Here is an 18,115-nt window from a genome sequence, read left to right as displayed (position 1 = left end):
CGGTCAGCGCATCGCCGCCTGGGTGGCCGGGCCGTAGACGCCCGGCGGGTCACCCTTGAGGGAGCGGTCGCGCTGCAGCTGGCCGACGCCGCGCTTGGTCTGGTTGTCGTAGACCCCGGTGACGGAGACGTACGTGAACCCCTGCCCGCGGAGCAGCTCCTGCAGGGCGCGCACCTCGGGGCCGCTGTCGCCCATCCGCAGCGTTGCGGACGAGCTCGGCGGGCTCGGGACCGAAGCGCTGGGCGAGGGCGGCGGTTTCGGGCCCTGGCTCGGGGACGCGCCCGGCTCCCGGGAGGGAGAGGGCGAGGCCGAGGCAGAGGCGGAGGGAGACGGTGCGGACGGCGTCGGCCCGGGGGCGTCGGCCTCGGCGACGGACCCCGGGCTGCGCCCGGGGAGCATCGGTACGGACAGCTCGGCGGGCGCCCCGGCCCGGGGCGGCTGCGGGTCGGGGTCGCCCAGCAGGAGCACCAGGGCGCCTGCCGCGGCGAGCGCCAGCAGGGTCAGGACGGCGAACGGAAGCCGGCTGCGGTGACCACGGACGGCGCCCCGGGCGGCAGCCGGGACGGGAGCGGATACCGGAGCGGGAACGGTGGCGGGAACGGTCGCGGGAACGCCGGGTTCCTGGACGTGCGCCGGGCCGGGGAAAGCGAGGGGGCCGGTCTGCGGCCAGGCGGGCGCGGTCGACCGGGGCGGTGGGCCCGAGGGGGCGACGTACGGGCGTACGAGCAGGTGGTCGTCGGGGACGATCCCGCTCTCATCAGGGTCCTGGCGCATGGTGGTCTCCCGGCGGGGACGGGGGCCGGCGCGGCGGTGCGGTGCCGGCCCCCACCCGGTCCGTCAGGCTCCGTGCCGCCGGGCGGCGGGAGCCGGGGCCGCGCCGGCGGCAGCGGGAGCGCCGGGCGTGCCGAGTGCACTGAATGTGCCGAGTGCGCCGTATGCGCGGTGTGCGCGGTGTGCAGCAGAGCCGCCGATTTCGGCCGGGTCGATCGACGGGCGAACGGATATGGGCATCTGGCGTATCTCCGAAGTGCGGCTCAAGCTGTGATTCTTGATCGGCGCACTCTTGCCCTCCGGCGGGGGCCGGGTCAAGCCGGGTGTCCGATCCGCCCCCGTCCATCCGATCTGTCGGGCAGAGCCGCTCCCGCCGCGCCCCGCCATCAGCCGAGGGTGCGGGAGGTGCGGCGGATCGCCGTGACCCACACCGTGGCGGCGGCCGCGAGCATCAGGGCGGCCCCGCCGAGCGGGGCGGCGGGTGCGGAGATGCCGTCGACCGCGAGACCGCCGCACAGCGCGCCCGCCGCTATGGCGAAGTTGAACATGGCCACCATCAGCGAGGACGCGGACTCGGGCGCTTCCGGGGCCGCCTTGATCATCCAGCCCTGCACGCTCACCGAGACCCCGCCGTACGCGAGTCCCCAGGCCAGCAGCAGTGCGGTGCCGACGGCCGGTCCCGGCAGGACCGCGATCAGCGCGAGGATGACGGTGAGGGAGGAGCTGACCACGAGCAGGGTCCGGTACGCGTCGCGAGCCCCGGCCAGGAAGTTCCCCGCGACGCCGGCGACGCCGTAGCCGAGCAGCAGGGTGCTGATGTACCCGGGGTCGACGCCGGAGACCTCCTGCAGGATCGGCCGTACGAACGTGTAGGCGGCGAACTGCCCGGTCACCACGAGGAAGGTGACGATGACCCCGGCCCGCACGGCGCGGTTCTCCCGGAGCAGGGCGGGGAGTTCGGGAAAGGTGATGTGCCGGGTCGCCGGCAGCGGGGGCAGCAGCACGAGCAGGGCGGTCAGCGTGACGAGGCCGAGGGCGCCGACCGCCGCGAAGGCGGTGCGCCAGCCGCCGAGTTCACCGAGCAGGGTGCCGGCGGGAACGCCGAGCACGGAGGCGGTGGGGACACCGCCGAAGACGAGCGCGGTGGCCCGGCCGACCTGGTGCCCGGGGACGAGGCGTACGGCGAGTCCGCCGGCGATGGCCCAGAATCCGCCGACGCTGACGCCGACGAGCAGACGGGCCGCCAGTACGACGGCGAAGTCCGGGGCGAGGGCGGCGGCGAGGTTGGCGGCGGCCATCAGGCCGATGAGCACGCACAACACGAGCCGCCGGTCGAGCCGGCCGGCGCCGACGGTGACCAGCGGCGCGCAGAATCCGGCGACCAGCCCGGGCGCGGTGACCATCAGGCCGGCGGTCCCGTCGGACACGCCGAGGGCGGCCCCGACGGGGGTGAGCAGCCCGACCGGCAGCAGCTCGGAGGTGATCAGGCAGAAGATGCCGAGCGAGACGGCGCAGACGGCCGCCCAGCCCTTCCACGGAGCGGCACCGCTCCCCGGTGCGGGTCCGGTTCCCGGTGCGGGTCCGGCTCCCGGCCCGGCTATGGACTCTGGCCCCCTGGGCGGGCCGGACACGGGGGGCGGCGCGGGATCGTTGCCGGGCGCGGCAGCTGAGGTCATGGATCGGTACTCCGTACGGACGATCGGCGGGCAGGACACGGCGGCACGGGGAGCCGGGGGTCGCGCCTCCCCCTTCACCCGTACTGCCGTTCCAATTTCCCACACGCCCCGGCCATTCCCGCCGGGCCGGTGTCACCCGCACGCGTGAGAGGGGAACCCGGCCGGCCGGGACGTACGGCAAGGTGGTCGGATGCAGTTACGCCGGGCCGTGCCCCTCTCCCTCGTCGTGCTCCTCGCCAGCACCGGCTGTGTCTCCGTCGGACCGCGGGATCCGGCTCCGGCTCCCGTACGGGGATCCGTACCGCCGGCCGAGGCGCCCGGGATCCCGCCGCCCCTGGCCCTGCCGCTGGGTGCCCTGCCCGGGGCCGCCGCATCCGCTCCGGACGCGGCCCAGGACCCGCACGCGGACGCGGACGCGGACGCGGCTGCGAGCCCGGCCCCGAAGGCGGCTCCGGAGCCGCAGCCCTCACGCGGGCGGGCCGCGCAGGCGCCGCCGCCCCGGCGCAAGCGGGTGCCCGGGCCGGCGACGGCCCATCCGCGGCGGCGACCGGCCCCGCCGCCCCGCCTGGACCAGCTGTGCGCGGCCGCGGAGGACGCGGGCGCGGTACCGCCGTCCGTCGTCGACCTGTGCCTGCGGCAGTACGGCCGCTGACCGGCACGTCCGTCTCCGGTGCGACGCTTGACCCTCCCCCTGTGTCAGACCTTGTAGTGGAGAGCGTCATGTTCACCATCGGAGACTTCGCCAAGCACGGGCGGGTGTCGGTCCGCATGCTGCGTCACTACGACGCCCTCGGACTGCTGCGCCCGGCACGTGTCGACCCCTTCACCGGCTACCGCTTCTACGAGGCCGGGCAGCTCGCCCGCCTCAACCGGATCATCGCGCTCAAGGAACTCGGCTTCTCCCTCGACCAGGTGGGGACGATCCTCGGCGAGCGGGTGGGTCCGGAGGAGCTGCGTGGCATGCTGCGGCTGCGGCAGGCCGAGCTGGAGACCGCCATGGCCGCCGCGGCGGCCCGGCTGGTCCAGGTCGAGGCGAGGCTCCGGACCATCGAGAACGAGGGAACCATGCCTGCCGACGACATCGTCGTGAAGAGCCTTCCGCCCGTCCGGCTCGCCGAGCTGACCGGCACGGCCGGGAGTTACGAACCGCAGGACATCGGCCCGGTCATCGGGCCGCTCTACGACGAGCTGTGCCGCCGGATCGAGGAGGCCGGGGTCGTCCCGACCGGCCCCGGTACCGCCTACTACGAGCACGTGCCCGGCACGGGCTCCGCGGCGGCGGTCCTCGTCCACGCCGGACTGCCGGTGGCGGCTTCGGTCCGCGCCGAGGACCTCGGGGGTGAGGTACGGATCGTCACGCTGCCGGCGGTGGAGCGGGCCGCGACCGTGGTGCACCGCGGCTCGATGGACGGCGTGCTGCCGACGGCGCAGGCCCTGGCGCGGTGGATCGACGCGCACGGGCACCGCTCGGCCGGGTACGGGCGTGAGCTGACCCTGGCCTGCCCGGAGGACCCGGACCAGTGGGTCACCGAACTCCAGGAGCCCCTGGCCGCCACGTCCTGACACCCCCACCACACCCCTGGGGAGCCGTGGGTCCTCAGGGGCGGCGTCCGCAGGCGCGGGCGCACCGCAGGGCGGTGTCCCGCCGGACCGTGCGCAGCCTGCGCACCGTGGTGTGGCCGCGCCGCTTCCACTCGCCCCGGGGCAGCGCGGCCCGCTGGCCGCCGCCCGCGATCAGGGCGTTGACCGGGGTCATCGGGTCGGCGGCCATCGCCTTGGCGAACAGGACGCCGACCACGAGCGGGACCAGGGCCACGGCCAGGGCCGAGCCGGCGGTGGTCACGTGCTGCATGCGCGGGCGGGCGGCCCGGCCGCTCGGGGCGTCTGAAGTCATGTCCCCATTCGACCAGCGGCGCGCCGTCGGGGAATCGGGGTGGATACTCAGGCCGTTGGGTGTGAGGTACTCAGACGCTCGGGACGGGTGGTGGGTGATGGCGGTACCCGGGCAGGGTTTCGAGCCCGCGACCGGCGACGGCCCGGCAGCCGACCCCGGCGGGCGTCAGGCGGAGCTGCGCACCGCGTACGAGGGGCTGCTGCAGATCCGCCGTCTGGTGAACGGCCCGGCGGGCACGGCGGTTCCCGCGCCGTGGGAGGTACGGCAGCTGCCGCGCGCGGTGGCCCTCGTACTGGAGGCGGCGGGGATCGTGCCGTCGGCGCTGGACGCGCAGGGGCGGCGTACGCGGACGGGCTACCGCGTGGCGGCCGGAGCGGAGCCCGGGCGGGCGGAGGTCACCTGGCTGGGCCCGGCGGGCGGCGGCGCGGCCGGTGAGGAGCAGGAGCGGCTGACGGCCTGCGTGGCCGTGCTGGAACGGCTGGGCTGGGTGTGCCTGCTGTACCGGGGGCCTCGCCGGCGCCGCTTCCTGGAGGTGGAGCCCCCGGGCGGGCCGGGAGCGCCCTGAGGGTCCGGCGGGCCGGGCGGGCGCCCGCTCAGCCGAGGGTGAGCAGGACGACGTCCACCTCGTGGCCGCGGGCCTCGGCGAAGTCGCGGGTGCGGCCGGTGACGGTGAACCCGCACTTCTCCAGCACCCGGATCGAGCCCGCGTTGTCGGCCACCGCCCCGGCATGCAGGGGGCGGGTGTCCTCCAGCCGGATCAGTTCGGTCAGCGCCCGGGTGGCGATGCCCCGTCCCCAGTGCTCGGGGCCGATCACGTACGTCACCTCGCGCTCCTCGGGCGGCCCGAACACGGCGGCGTGACCGGCCACGACCCGGTCGGCCAGCACGGTGCGCAGGATCACGGCGGGGTCGTTGCGCACCTTCGCCCAGTGCGTGTCGAAGTGGCCCCGGTCGTAGTGGTACTTCCTGGTGATCGCCGCCATCTGCTGGAGGCCCGGGTGCGTCAGCTGCTCCCAGAAGACGGCCAGGTCGTCGTCGATCGTCTCGCGCAGCTCGACTTCCATGTGCGCTCTCCCTCTCCCCGGTGCCCGATCTTGACGGCCCACCCTACGAGGTGCGCGGGGCGGGCGGGCCCGGTCCCGCGTCAGGAGTAGCGTCCGGCCAGCGCGGCCACCGTCTCGGCGAGGGCGCGGCGCAGTTCGGGCGGGCCGAGCACCTCGGCCTCCGTGCCCAGGCGCAGCAGGTCGCCGACGGCAACGGCCTGGGACTCGACGGCGATGCGCAGCCGGACCCAGCCGTCCGCGTCGGCCGGGCCGGCATCGGCGAGCGCCCTGGTGCCCGCCGCCCCGAACTGCATGGGCAGCAGCCGCTGTCCGCGCGGGGACAGCCGAATGTCGGCGGTCTGCTGGTGGAGTACGGAGTCCAGGCGGCTGGTGGACTCCTGCCAGTACGAGGCGAGTTGGAATCCGGCGGGCCGTTCGAAGCGCTCCGGCGCGGTGTCCACCGTCAGGAACCGGGAGACCCGGTAGGTCCGCACGGCTCCGTCGGCATCGGCGACATCGGCAACATCGGCGACGAGGTACCAGATGCCGCTCTTGAGGACGAGGCCGAGCGGATGCAGCTCGCGCCGTACCTCGCCGCGCCAGCGGCGGTAGTGGGTGCGCAGCACGTGCTGGTCCCAGACGGCCTGGGCGATCTGCGCGAGGTGCGGGACGGGGTCGGCCTCCCGGAACCAGGCGGGCGCGTCGAGGTGGAAGCGGTCCTGGATCCGGCGGGCCCGTACGGCCAGTGCGGTCGGCAGCGCGGCCTGGAGTTTGAGCTGCGCGGCGGCCAGATCGGCGCCGAGGCCGAGCTCCTGCGCGGGTCCCGGGGCGCCGGCCAGGAAGAGGGAGCCGGCCTGGGTGTCGGTGAGGCCTGTGAGGCGTGTGCGGTAGCCGTCGGCCAGCCGGTAGCCACCGGCGGGGCCGCGGTCGGCGAGGACGGGGACGCCCGAGGCGCCGAGCGCGTCGATGTCGCGGTGGATCGTGCGCACCGACACCTCCAGCTCTGCCGCGAGGGCGGGGGCGGTCATCCGGCCGCGGTTCTGCAGCAGCAGGAGCAGGGAGAGAAGCCGGTCGGCACGCATGGCGTCATTGTCCCCCGTACCTGACAGAAGGTGTCAGGTACGGCTGCCAGCCTGGGGGCACGCCGGGCGGAGAGACCGTCCGGCGGGCCGAGAGGACCGTCATGCCCACGCCCGTAGAGACCGGTGGCCGCTTCACCTTCGCCAACTGGGAGGAGAGCCCCGTCGGCGCGGTGGACGCCGTCCCGCGGCTCGCCCACGCCCATGTCAACAACGCCTTCACCGGCGGGATCGCGGCTGCCGAGACCGCCTGCGATTACACGATCGCCTACACGGGGGAGAACCTCGGCTCCTACAGCGGGATGGAGTTGGTGTCCGGCAGCCTCGACGGCCGCAAGGGCAGTTTCGTGCTGGAGGAGCGCGGCAGCTTCGATGCCGGCGGCACGGTCTGCCGGTTCGAGGTGGTCCCCGGCTCCGGCACCGGAGACCTCGCGGGACTGACGGGCTCCGGAGGCTTCACCTACCACCACGGCGACACCTCCGTCGCGTACACCTTCACCTACGACTTGGGGGAGATCCGGTCCCGCTGAGGGACCCGGGCGTACCCGGGTGTCACCGGCCCCCCGGCCGGTGGCACCGGCGTTGTCAGTGGGTCCCTCCAGCGTCTCGGACCTGACGCGGACCGCACATGCCTTCACCTACGCACGCCCCTCCTCGCTGACCGCCTCCGGGGCGGGTCAGGCCCTCGACCTGGAGACGGCGGGCGGGCTGACCCCGGCCGGGGCCGATGCCCACCCCCAGTTCTTCACCGGGTTCCTGAGTGCCCCTCAGGCGCCCGCGCGGGCCCTGCTCGCCGTCGCGGACGTGGCCTCGGCGCGCTACCAGGAACCCGCACAGCGCCGGGCGCTGCTCGCCGGGCTGAAGGGGCTGCGCGGCGAACTGCGTTCCTCGCGGTGGGAGCGCTGGGGGGCGCGGCCGCCCACCGCCGCGCTGCTCGACGTACTGTCCGGCCACCTCCGCCGCAACGAGGAGGTTCCCGCCGCGGGCAACTGAACGGGTTGCCGTAACGGAAAAACTGTTGAACTTTGTCCCACTGTCCGTAAATATGCGGCCAATTTGGCGATGACGGGACTGATGTTTCATCATCATGACCGCACGTCAGCTTTCGGCGTGCGTCAGAGGGAGACGGGGGCGCCGGGGGGTCCCCCGTTCACACCGGCCCGACTCCGCAGGCGAGTTCCGTCTCTCGCCGCGCCCCGCCGCGATTCCCGTTCCCGTTCCCGTCATCCAGGCAAAGGCTCATGTCCGCCCAGCAGCTCTCGGACCTCATACGTTTCGCCCGCAACAACTCGCCCTACTACCGGGACCTCTACGCATCCCTGCCACCACACGTCGACCGCCTCACCGACCTGCCAGTGGTCGATCAGGAGGAGTTCTGGGCGGCCAACGCCCTGCACGACAGCCTCGTGCTGACCGGCCCGCTCAGTGAGGCCACGGTCTACAAGACCGGCGGCACCACCGGGTCCCCCAAGTTCTCCGTCTACACCCGGGACGAGTGGCGCACGTTCGTCACCGCCTTCGGCCAGGGGCTCGTGGACACCGGTCTGCGCCCGGGACACCGCGTCGCCGACCTCTTCTACGCCGGGGAGCTGTACGCCAGTTTCCTCTTCGTCCTCGACTCGCTCGCCCACGCGCCCGTGGACAACGTCCGCCTGCCCATCGGCGGCGGCGCACCGCTGGAATCGACGATCCCGACGCTGCGCGATCTCGCCGCCCAGGTACTGACCGGCACGACCACCACCCTGTGCCGGCTCGCCGAGCAGGTCCTCTCCTCCGGCGTCCCGCTCGGTTCGGTGGAGTTGCTCCTCTTCGGCGGCGAGGCCCTCTTCGACGACCAACGGCGGCTGCTGGCCGCCGCGTTCCCCGGCGCCGAGGTCCGTTCCGTCGGATACGCCAGCGTCGACGCGGGCCTGCTCGGGCGCCCGGTACCCGGCCCCGACGCCCGGGTGCACCGGGCCTTCACCCCGTACGCGGTCGTCGAGATCCTCGACGACTCCACCGGTGAACCCATCACCGAACCGGGGCGGCCCGGCCGGGTCGTCGTCACCAGCCTCTTCCGCCGCCTCATGCCGATCATCCGCTACCCGGCCGGCGACCGGGCCGAGTGGACCGGCACCGGGCCCGGCCACTTCAGGATCCTCGGGCGCGCCGAGGAGGGCGTGCGCGTGGGCCCCGTCTCCCTCTACACCCAGGACGCCCAGGACGCCGTGGCCGCGGCGGACACCGAGGGCCGCGTGGTCGGCATGCAGCTCGTCGTCCGCCGCTGGGACGGCCGCGACGGGCTCGTCCTGCGGCTGGCGACGGCCCCCGGTGACGACGCCGGCGACCAGGTCGCGGGCGGGCGGGCGGCGCTGGCCGAAGCCGTCGTCACGGAGCTGGAGACCGTACGGCCGCTGTATCCGGACAGTGTGCGTGCCGGGTTCGTGCACCCGCTGTCCGTGGAGTGGGCACGCCACCGCGACCTGGCCGTCAACCCGCGCTCGGGCAAGCTCGTCCGCGTCCTCGACGAGAGGCCGACCGCGTGACCGCCGCACCCATGGCCGACACGGCCGACATGGCCGAGTCGGAGACCGAGACGCAGACGCAGCCGCGGACCGGGGCCGGCCGCCGGCGCGCTCCGCTGATCCTGCGCAACCGTGCCTTCGCCGCGGTATGGCTCGGGCAGGTCCTCACCCAGGCCGCCGTGCGCATGTTCCAGGTCGGCGTGTCCTGGTGGATCGTCGCCTACGCCGTGCCCGAAGCCCGGGGCCTGGCCTCGGGGCTGTTCATGGCGGTCTGCACGCTGCCCGCCGTGGCGCTCGCGCCCGTCGTGGCCGGGGCCGTCGCCCGCATCGCGCACCGCTCGGTGCTGCGGACCGCCGCCGCCGTGGCCGGGGCCGCCTCGGCCGCCCTCGCGCTGTGGGCGTACGGCGGCGGCCTGCCGCTCACCGCCGTGTACGCCGCCGGTCTCGCCCTGGCCACCTGCCAGGCGTTCTTCGACCCCTGTCTGACCACTTCGGTCCCCGAACTCGTCGACGACGCCGACATCGAGACGGCCACCGGCTTCGAGCTGTCCACCCAGTCCCTGGCCGGCCTCGCGGGAGCGCTGCTCGGCGCCCTGACCGTCGACCGGGCGGGCGTGTCCGGGCTGGCCGCCGGCTGCGCGGCCGCCTACCTGGGCGCCGCCGTGCTCGTCGCGAGCGCCCGGTTCCGTACCGCCGCCGCAGACGCCGCAGACGGCGCGGACGGCGCGGCGGCCCCGCCCCGGCGGCGCCCGCTCCGCCGCATCCTGGCCGAACTGCCCTCCGTGCGACGGATCCTGATCTGCTTCACCGCGGCGAACCTGTTCACCGCCGCCGTGTTCGTCGTCATCCCCCTCTACACCCGCTCGGTCCTCTTCGGCGGGGGCGGCACCGTGGCCCTGCTGGAGGCCTCCCTCGGCACCGGTGCGCTCGTCGGGGCCTTCACCGGCACCCGCGTGCCGGGACGGCCCACGGTCGCCGGCGCCTGGTGCCTGGGTCTGATGGCCCTCGCCCTGGCGCTGCCCGGGCTGTTCGCACAGCGTCCGGTCGTCGCGGGCTGCCTGGCCGTGGCCGGCTGGTGCGCCGGGGCCGTGAGCGTGCGCTTCGTCGCCCTGTTCCAGCGGATGGTGCCGACGGCGGACAAGCCCGGCTTCTTCGCCGTGATGCAGGCCGTCCTGGGGGCCTCCCTGCCGGTGGCTTCCCTGGTGTTCGGCTCCGCCGGTGACTTCCTCTCCCCGCAGACGCTCTGCCTCGTACAGGGCATCGGTCTGCTCCCGGCGGCCTGCGCCCTGGCCCTGCTCGGGTCCCGTACGCCCGACCCGGCCGTGGCGGAACCCGCGCCGACCGGAGGCGAGCGATGAGCCCCGTGATCACCCCGGCCGTCCGCGCGGACATCGCCGAACTGCGCCAGCTCTACTACGCCGTCTACGGTCCGCACTACCCCGTGGCCCTCGGCACCGACCCGGCCGAGATGGCCCGGCTCATCGCGGACCCGCACTCCCTGTGGCTCGTCACCCGCTGCGCCGACACCGGGGCCCTGACCGCGTCCGCCGCCATCCACGGCGAGGCGGGCAGCCGCACCGGCCGCCTGGAGGGCATCGCCGTGCACCCCGAGCACCGCTCGGCGGGCCTGGCCGCCGCCCTCACCGAGGCCCTGTGCGCCGGGATGCTGGACACCGGCCGCCTGGACTCGGTGTACGCGACCGTACGCACCGTCAGCGCCGGCCCCCAGCGCGTCGTCGCCCGCAACGGCTTCCGTCCGCTGGGCATCCTGCCCAACGCGGTGGATCTCAGCAGCCGCGAAAGCCTCGCACTCTACGCGCGTCACGCCGCCGGAGTGCTCGACCGCCGGATCCCCGTCACCGAAGTACCGGCCCCGCTGCTGCCGTTGCTGCGCACGGCCGAGGCCGCGCTCGGCATCGGCTACCCCGGGGTCAGGGCCGCCGGCCCGCTCCCGGCGCCCTCGCCGCCCGCGGCCGCCGAACGGCTGGAGGTGATCGAGGCGCCGGCCTTTGTCCGCCGGCGCTTCCGTGAGCGGTTCCCGGGCGCCGAGGGCTGGTTCTACCCGCTGCACACCCCGAACGTGCTGCTCACCCCCGAGGACGGCCGGTTCGAGGTCTACGCCTACCTCAACCGTGCCGGCGGGTACGGCTCCCTGCTGACGGCCCATCCCGACCCGGCCGCCGCGGCGGCCCACCTCGAACCCGTCACCCGGGCCCTGGCCCGCGCGGGCGCCGGCTACGTCGAGGCCCTGGTGCCGCTCGCGCACCACGAGGCCCTCTCCGCCTTCCTCGCCCAGGGGTTCGTCGCCGGGGCCCTCTACCCGGCCATGCGCGCGGACGGCGACGGCTTCCACGACTACGCCGTCCTGTCCCGTTCGGGCGAACGCATCGACTTCCGCGGCGTCGCCGTCGAACCGCCCCTCCAGCCGTACCTGGACTGCTACGTGTCGGCCTGGGCGTCGACACACCTGCCCACATCATCCGAGGTTTCCTCATGAGCCCCATGGACCCCATGAACCCCCATCTCGCGCCGGTCTCCGTACCCGACCCGGCCCTGCTGCCGCACGTACAGGAGCTGTGCGACCTGACCGACCCGTACGCCTTCGGACCCGCGCAGGACGAACTGTTCGCCGCGGCCATGGCGGAGACCAACGCCTGGCACACCGAGCGCTCCGCGTTCTTCCGCTCCCTGTACGAGGCCACTCCCCCGGCCGAGCCGTACCGTACGCCGCTCGTCCACGCGAACTTCTTCAAGCGGCACGAGGTGCTCTCCGTCCCCCGCGAGGACGTCGAGCTGCACCTGACCTCCTCCGGCACCACCGGCCAGAAGTCGCAGATGTTCTTCGACCGGTGGACCATCCGCTCCGCCCAGCGCATGGTCGCCCGGATCTTCGAGCGCAACGGCTGGATCACCCCCGGCCAGGAGGTCAACTACCTCCTCTACAGCTACGAACCGGCCCCCTCGCTGAACCTCGGGACCGCCTTCACCGACAACTACCTGTGCGATTTCGCGCCCGCGCGCAGCGTCGCGTACGCGCTGCGCAACACCGGAGGCGAGCACGAGTTCGACCCCTTCGGCTGCATCGCCGCACTGCGCCGCTTCGAGCGGGAGGACGCCCCGGTCCGCATCCTCGGCTTCCCGGCCTTCCTCTTCTTCACCCTGGAGCGGATGCGGGCCATGGGACTGCCTCCGCTGCGCCTGCCCGAGGGCTCCCTGGTCGTCCTCGGCGGCGGCTGGAAGGGGCACGCCGACCGGCGCATCGGCAAGGAGGAGCTGTACTCCCGCGTCACCGAGCAGCTCGGCATCGCGGGTGAGCGGATCCGGGACACCTTCGGGTCGGTCGAGCACTGCATCCCGTACATCGAGTGCGACCACCACCGGCTGCACGCTCCCGTCTGGTCGCGGGTGACGATCCGCTCCACCCGCACGCTCGAACCCCTGCCCTACGGGGAGCGGGGCTACCTGCACCTCGTGTCGCCGTACATCACCTCGGTGCCGGCGCAGAGCGTGGTCATGGGCGACCTCGCCTCCCTCCAGCCCGGCAGCGCGTGCGGGTGCGAGCTGGAGACCCCCTGGTTCACCGTCCACGGCCGTGCCGGGGTGAGCCGCAACCGCAGCTGCGCGGTGGCCGCAGCGGAACTGATGAAGGGAATGGCGTGACCGTGAGCGTGCACCACCACTACTGGCAGGGCGAGTTCATCGGCGACGAGGAGGCCGGCCGCCGGCTCGCCGAGCTGCCGGCCGCCGTCGAGGCCGCGCTGTCGGAGGGCCTGGAGACCGAGACCGTCCTGGCCGCGTGCGACGCCCTCGCCACCGCACTGTGCGACCCCGGCCATCCCGTACGGGCCCGTCTCGCCGCGCACCTGCCCGAGGGTGAGGACCCGGCCGTCCTGGCCGAGCTGGGCGGTCTCCTCGGCCGGCGGGAGCTGACCCGCAAGCTGCGCCGGGAGCTCGGCAGTGCGACTCCCGGCCGGCTGAACCGGGCGGATCCGCGCGAGACGGTCTACGAGGCGTGGGCGCCCGTCGGCCTGGTCGCCCACATCGCGCCGGGCAATGCCGCGACGGTGGCGCCGCTGAGCCTCGTCGAGGGGCTGCTCGCCGGGAACGTCAACGTGCTCAAGACCAGCAGCGACGACACCCTCCTGACCCAGCAGCTGATGGCGGAGCTCGCGGCGCTGGACCCCAGCGGCGCACTGGCCGCGCGGATCGTCGTCCTGCGTTTCCCCTCCTCCCGGCAGGAGTGGCTGCGCCTGATGTGCGCGCCCGCGGACGCCGTCGCCGTATGGGGCGGTGAAGCGGCCGTCGAAGGGGTGGCGGCCCATGTGCCCGCCGGCTGCCGACTGGTGGAGTGGGGGCACCGGATCTCCTTCGCGTACCTGACGGCCGACGCCTGGTCGGACGCCCGCACACTCGACGCCCTGGCGGACGACGTCTGCCTGCACGAGCAGGAAGCGTGCTCCAGCCCGCAGGTGGTCTACCTCGACACCGAGGACGAGGAGGAGGTCTTCGGTTTCGCCGAGCGGTTCGCCGCGGTCCTCGCCGCCCGGCCGCCGGCCGCGGCGGGCGCTGCGGCGGGCGAGCCGGACCCGGCGGAGGCGGCCGAGCTGACCACCACCGAGCTGATGGCCCGGCTGGAGGAGCACCTGGGCCTGACCCGGGTGTTCGCCGCTCCCGACGGCTCGTGGCGGGTCATGGCCGACACCCGGTCCCCGCTGACCGCCTCGCCGCTGCACCGCAGCGTGTGGGTCAAGCCGCTGCCCCGCAAGCGGCTGATCGCCACCCTGCGGCCGATGCGCCGCTATCTGCAGACGGCGGGCCTCGCGGGCAGCGCGACGGACATCGCCGAGCTCTCCCGCACCGCCCTGGCCGCGGGCGTCACCCGTGTCACGCCGGTCGGCGCCATGCTGGAGAGCTACGCGGGTGAGCCCCACGACGGGGTCTACGCGCTGCAGCGCTACAGCCGCCGCGTCGCGGTCCAGGCCGATCCGGCCGCCTTCGCCACGACCGCCTGCCTGGACGACCTGGTCCGGCCCGTGGTGCTGCCGCTTCCCGCGGGACCGCTGCTGGGCAAGGAGGACGTGCAGGAGCCGGCCCGCCGGCTGGCGCGGGCCGATGCCGAGCTGTACTTCCGCAGCGGCGGCAGTACCGGCGCACCGGCGCTGTCGGTCTTCAGCTACGACGACTACGACACGCAGATGCACGCCGCCGCCCGCGGCCTGCTGGCCGCCGGCTACGACCCGGCCTCGGACCGGACCGCCAACCTGTTCTACTGCGGTGCCATGTACGGCAGCTTCATCAGCTTCTTCTCCGTGCTGGAACGGCTCGGCGGCGTGCAGTTGCCTCTGTCGGCGGGCCCCGACCACCGGGCGACGGCGCAGGCGCTGATCGACCACGGGGCCGACACCCTCTTCGGCATGCCGTCCTACCTGTGGCAGCTGCTGCACGCCGAGGAGGACGCGCTGCGCGCGTACGGAGGCCTGCGCAAGGTGTTCTACGGCGGCGAGCACTTCACCGAGGAACAGCAGCGCACCCTGAAGGACACCTTCGGCATCGAGACCGTCCGCTCGATCACCTACGGCAGCACCGACCTCGGCCCGCTGGGCTACCAGTGCACCGAGAGCTCCGGCGGGGTCCACCACCTGCACGCCGACCTCCACACGATGGAGATCCTGGATCCGGCCGAGGACCGCCCGGTGGTCCCGGGCGAGACGGGCCGGCTGGTCTTCACCACGCACGCCCGGCGCGGCCAGCACCTGGGCCGGTACGTGATCGGGGACCTCGGCCGGGAGGTCCCGGGCCGCTGCCCGTGCGGACGGCACGCGCCGCGCTTCGAGCTGCGGGGGCGCACCGGCGACGTGATGCGGGTGGCGACGTACTTCCTCAGCCACCGCCGCTTCCTGGACCTGGCCGAGGAACAGGGCGGTCACCGGGGTGAGGTGCAGATCCGGCTCGACTCCGCCGACGCGCGCGAGCTGCTGACCGTACGGGTGGAGCGGGCCGCGGCGACGGATCCGGAGCGGCTGCGGGAGGTCTTCCTGGCCGGCTACCCGGAGCTGCGCTCGGCGGTGGCGGAGCGGCTGCTGGAGCTCGCGGTCGAGGCGGTGGACGGCGCGTCGCTGGACCGCAGTCCGACGAGCGGCAAGCTCCTCGCCGTGGTGGACGCGCGCGGCTGAGACGGGAGGGGGCGCGGGACGGCCGTCAGGCCGTCCCGCGCCCCCTTGTCCATCGGGCCGTCAGGTCACGGCGCGCCGAAGGTGAGCGTCAGCTGCGGCGTCCCTTCGTTCGCCTGTGCCTCGGAGGACCACAGCCACAGGGCGTCCGTGCCGGTGCTGGTGAGCGCCAGGCCGTAGCTGCCGCCGAGCGCCGCCGCGACGCTCGTGGTGGTCAGCCCGGTGGTGTGCACCGCCGAACCGTCCGGGATCCCGGCGAAGGTGCCGAGCGCCGGACCACCCGTCGCGGGGCGGTTGTTGTACGTGGTCCCGCCTTCGGTCCACGAGCCGGTGACCGGGAGCACCGAGACGGTGTCCGTGGTGCCGGCGCCGCTCTGCGTGCTCGTCTTCACGCTGAGCGCGGCCGACTTCAGCACCGTGCCGGCGGGTGCGGCGGGCAGGTCGAAGCGGAGGTAGCTCGCGTAGAAGGAGGTGCCGCGGACGGCGAGCGATCCCGAGGTGCCGTAGTTGGTGGCGGGCGCCCCCGCGTTGGCGTAGGTGTCCTCCGCGGCGGTCACCTGGACCACCGAGTCGGCCGGGGCGGTGGCGAGGGCGTAGTGGTTCTGCACCTGCGCGGCGCTGAGCACCGTGGGGTAGACGGCGCTCTCGTCGAGCCGGCCCGCCCAGTACTCGCTCGTCGGACGGTCGGGCCAGCCGCCGAGGCTGTCGCCGCCGGCGTGCCAGTAGCCCGAGAAGTTCTCGTGGGTGGTGACGGCGAGGGTGCCCTTCTGGGCACCGTCCACGTAGAGGGTCATCCCGCCGGGGCCCTGGGTGGCGACGACGTGGTGCCACTGGTTGTCGTTGTAGGAGCCCGTGGTGGTGATGGTGCGGGTGGCTCCGGTGTAGACGCCGTAGACGAGCCGGCCGTTGTTGGTCATGTAGATGTGCTTGTCGTACTGACTGCTGCCGCGGGTCTGGTTGTTCCCGAAGCCGATGAGCTTGCCGCCCCGGGTGGTGTCCGTCCGGAACCAAGTCTCGATGGTGTAGGTGCTGCCCACGGTCTGCCGCGTGTCCCCGTACACCTGGGTGTCCGTGCCGTTGAAGCCGATCGCCGTGCTCGCGCCGGACACCGCGCCGGGCGTCTGCCGCAGGGCGGGGGCGTTCAGGTGCGTGCCGCTCCGGTTGCCGCCGGCCGAGGAGTCGGCGGCGAAGGGCAGGGCCGATTCGTCGTAGCGCCAGTACTGCTGGGCCCCGTCGGTGCGGACCTGGTTCGGGTAGCCCTCCACCGTGGTCGGGACGGTCACGCTCGCCGTCGCGGACAGGGCGCTGGTGTTGCCGGCCGCGTCGGCGGCCGTCACCCGGTAGGTGTACGACTGGCCCGCCGCCGCGGTGGTGTCGGTCCAGGAGGCCTGCGGCCGCTTGAAGAACAGCGAGTCGGCGGTGACCGTGGCGATCGGCGTGGCCGCGCCGTTGCGGTAGATCCGGTAGGTCAGCGCGCTGTCGTCGAGGTCGAGGCTGGTGCGCCAGCGCACCTGGACCTCACCGGGTCTGAAGCTGACCGCGCTCGCCACGGGCACGGTGGGTGCGCCGGTGTCCCCGGTGGAGGCGAAGCGCGTCAGGCTCTGCTGCGCCGCGCCGTTGACGGTGGTGAACTCCCCGCCGACCCACAGGTACTGGACGCCGCCCTTGGAGCCGACCGTCATCACGCGCGGCCCGATGCCCTCGCCGATGCCGTCGTTGGTGTCGGGGGCCCAGCCGAGCTTGCCGGTGCCGCTGGTGGGCTGGGCGAGCAGGTGGTGGCGCTGGCCGTCGGGGAACTCGCCGACGCTGGAGCAGTCGTGGGCGTGCGAGGCGCTGTAGAGCACGTTCTGGTAGGGCAGCACGGCCTGCGTCGCGCCGAGGCAGGTGTCGCGCCAGCGCTGGCCGAAGTCGCCGAGATTCAGGGCGATCCGGCCGTCGAAGACCCCGCCGCCCGTGCCCTCGTTGGCGGTGTAGAAGCCGGTGGCGTCGGTCGCGATGTCCTTGACCACGGAGTTGGTCTCGATGAATCCGGCGTACGACCTGGTGAGGGCGCCGCTCGTGGCGTCGACGACGGCCAGTGCGTGGGTGTTCGTACCGTTGACGGTGAAGAAGTCGCCGCCGAGGACCACGTTGTTGCCGTCCGGGGTGACCTCGACGGCGCGCCCGGGCTCGTCGGCGTCGGCGGTGAAGGGCTTCAGGGCGCCGTCGGCCGCGCCGACGGCGGCGAAACGCTCGCGCGGCTGGCCGGCGACGCTGAGGAAGTCGCCGCCCGCGTAGACGGTGTCGCCGGTGACGGCGAGGGCGCGGACGGTGGCCGCGAAGGCCGGGCGGAATCCTTGTTTCACGGTGCAGCTCGCCACGTCGACGGCGGCGAGGCTGGAGACGGGGGTGCCGTTGACGGCACCGAAGTAGCCGCCCGCGTACAGGGTCGCCTTGTCCGGCGAGAGGGCGAGCGCGCGGACCGTGGCGCTGCCCGAGCCGACGGTGAAGGACAGCTCGCAGGAGGTCGGGGCGCCGGTCGCCGCGTCGAGCACGGCGAAGTTCACGGCCGAACGCTCGCTTCCGGAGCCTCCGGCGGGCGGGCGCACGGTGGAGAAGGTGCCGCCGACGAAGACCTGGCCGCCCGCCTCGGCGAGGGCCCAGACGACGCCGTCGGGCTGCCAGGTGGCCAGCGGGTCGGCGGTGAACGCGACGGGCGGGGTGATCGCCGCCGCCTGCGGGGCGAGGCCGAGGCCCACCCCCAGGGCGGTGCCGGCCAGGGACAGGGCGAGCGCGGCCGCCGGCCCTCGGGATCTGCGCATGAATCCCCCAGTTCGGTGTGCGGTACGGCCGTGAGGTGCGGCCGCGTGAGTCATGGCCGAAAACCACCGAACAGCAGTCCACAGCCGTGCCTACGGGCGCACCCTAGAGCGATTCGCGGCTCGATTCATCCCACTTGACGTATCGGATGCGAAAGAGCGCCGGCCCGGCACATCTGC

General features: G+C 74.0%; 16 protein-coding genes. 10 read left to right on the top strand and 6 right to left on the bottom strand.

Translation table 11 applies throughout. From position 1 onward, the window contains the following. Positions 1–3: 3 nt before the first annotated feature. On the bottom strand, positions 4–774 hold the full coding sequence (locus tag ACFY0D_RS04485) for a peptidoglycan-binding protein (RefSeq protein ID WP_390796901.1): 771 nt from the start codon (positions 772–774) through the stop codon (positions 4–6). Between the two features lie 383 nt (positions 775–1,157). After that, complete coding sequence (locus tag ACFY0D_RS04480; protein WP_390796900.1) at positions 1,158–2,447, bottom strand: MFS transporter; 1,290 nt, start codon at positions 2,445–2,447, stop codon at positions 1,158–1,160. 190 nt (positions 2,448–2,637) lie between these two features. Here ACFY0D_RS04480 and ACFY0D_RS04475 point away from each other — a divergent pair, with 190 nt between their 5' ends. Together ACFY0D_RS04475 and ACFY0D_RS04470 are read left to right on the top strand one after the other, a co-directional pair. After that, the gene (locus tag ACFY0D_RS04475; RefSeq protein ID WP_390796899.1) at positions 2,638–3,099 is read left to right on the top strand and encodes a hypothetical protein; all 462 of its coding nucleotides are present in this window, start codon (positions 2,638–2,640) and stop codon (positions 3,097–3,099) included. Positions 3,100–3,167: 68 nt separating this feature from the next. Continuing rightward, a complete protein-coding gene (locus ACFY0D_RS04470) occupies positions 3,168–4,010 on the top strand; it encodes a MerR family transcriptional regulator (RefSeq protein ID WP_390796993.1) in 843 nt (280 codons plus the stop codon). A gap of 34 nt (positions 4,011–4,044) precedes the next feature. On the opposite strand, the gene ACFY0D_RS04465 is transcribed toward ACFY0D_RS04470, so the two are convergent. After that, complete coding sequence (locus ACFY0D_RS04465; RefSeq protein ID WP_390796898.1) at positions 4,045–4,341, bottom strand: hypothetical protein; 297 nt, start codon at positions 4,339–4,341, stop codon at positions 4,045–4,047. 97 nt (positions 4,342–4,438) lie between these two features. On the opposite strand from ACFY0D_RS04465, the gene ACFY0D_RS04460 reads away from it, so the two are divergent. Continuing rightward, on the top strand, positions 4,439–4,906 hold the full coding sequence (locus ACFY0D_RS04460) for a hypothetical protein (RefSeq protein WP_390796897.1): 468 nt from the start codon (positions 4,439–4,441) through the stop codon (positions 4,904–4,906). A 28-nt stretch (positions 4,907–4,934) separates the two neighbouring features. Here ACFY0D_RS04460 and ACFY0D_RS04455 read toward each other — a convergent pair whose 3' ends face one another. Both ACFY0D_RS04455 and ACFY0D_RS04450 read right to left on the bottom strand, forming a co-directional pair. Continuing rightward, positions 4,935–5,405, bottom strand: a complete 471-nt coding sequence (locus ACFY0D_RS04455; RefSeq protein ID WP_390796896.1) for a GNAT family N-acetyltransferase — start codon at positions 5,403–5,405, stop codon at positions 4,935–4,937. A gap of 80 nt (positions 5,406–5,485) precedes the next feature. After that, positions 5,486–6,466 (bottom strand): helix-turn-helix transcriptional regulator, encoded by a 981-nt coding sequence (locus ACFY0D_RS04450; RefSeq protein WP_390796895.1) that lies wholly within the window; start codon positions 6,464–6,466, stop codon positions 5,486–5,488. 101 nt (positions 6,467–6,567) lie between these two features. Between ACFY0D_RS04450 and ACFY0D_RS04445 the strand changes: the two genes are divergently transcribed. The 7 genes from ACFY0D_RS04445 to ACFY0D_RS04415 all read left to right on the top strand — a co-directional run bounded on the left by ACFY0D_RS04445 (position 6,568) and on the right by ACFY0D_RS04415 (position 15,140). After that, positions 6,568–6,993, top strand: coding sequence for a DUF3224 domain-containing protein (locus ACFY0D_RS04445; RefSeq protein ID WP_390796894.1), 426 nt, complete (start codon positions 6,568–6,570; stop codon positions 6,991–6,993). A 58-nt stretch (positions 6,994–7,051) separates the two neighbouring features. Beyond that, complete coding sequence (locus ACFY0D_RS04440) at positions 7,052–7,456, top strand: hypothetical protein (protein WP_390796893.1); 405 nt, start codon at positions 7,052–7,054, stop codon at positions 7,454–7,456. Positions 7,457–7,704: 248 nt separating this feature from the next. Beyond that, positions 7,705–8,988, top strand: a complete 1,284-nt coding sequence (locus tag ACFY0D_RS04435; protein ID WP_390796892.1) for a phenylacetate--CoA ligase family protein — start codon at positions 7,705–7,707, stop codon at positions 8,986–8,988. After that, positions 8,985–10,325 carry an MFS transporter gene (locus tag ACFY0D_RS04430; RefSeq protein WP_390796891.1) on the top strand — a complete coding sequence of 447 codons (1,341 nt, stop codon included), beginning with the start codon at positions 8,985–8,987 and terminating at the stop codon, positions 10,323–10,325. The genes ACFY0D_RS04435 and ACFY0D_RS04430 overlap by 4 nt, the downstream gene beginning before the upstream one ends. Then, positions 10,322–11,464 carry a GNAT family N-acetyltransferase gene (locus tag ACFY0D_RS04425; protein ID WP_390796890.1) on the top strand — a complete coding sequence of 381 codons (1,143 nt, stop codon included), beginning with the start codon at positions 10,322–10,324 and terminating at the stop codon, positions 11,462–11,464. Before ACFY0D_RS04430 ends, ACFY0D_RS04425 begins: the two co-directional genes overlap by 4 nt. Positions 11,465–11,469: 5 nt before the next feature. Continuing rightward, positions 11,470–12,627: an acyl-protein synthase gene (locus ACFY0D_RS04420; RefSeq protein WP_390796992.1), complete on the top strand. Its 1,158-nt coding sequence runs from the start codon at positions 11,470–11,472 to the stop codon at positions 12,625–12,627. Further along, positions 12,624–15,140, top strand: a complete 2,517-nt coding sequence (locus ACFY0D_RS04415) for an acyl-CoA reductase (protein WP_390796889.1) — start codon at positions 12,624–12,626, stop codon at positions 15,138–15,140. Before ACFY0D_RS04420 ends, ACFY0D_RS04415 begins: the two co-directional genes overlap by 4 nt. Positions 15,141–15,205: 65 nt before the next feature. Here the strand turns inward: ACFY0D_RS04415 and ACFY0D_RS04410 are convergent, their stop codons facing one another. Continuing rightward, a complete protein-coding gene (locus tag ACFY0D_RS04410) occupies positions 15,206–17,938 on the bottom strand; it encodes a DNRLRE domain-containing protein (RefSeq protein ID WP_390796888.1) in 2,733 nt (910 codons plus the stop codon). Positions 17,939–18,115 lie beyond the last annotated feature (177 nt).

This window comes from Streptomyces sp. NPDC001502, assembly GCF_042894785.1.
Lineage (GTDB): Bacteria > Actinomycetota > Actinomycetes > Streptomycetales > Streptomycetaceae > Streptomyces > Streptomyces kutzneri.
The sequence above is the reverse complement of the archived record's forward strand: the minus strand, read 5'-3'. Positions and strand labels throughout refer to the sequence as shown.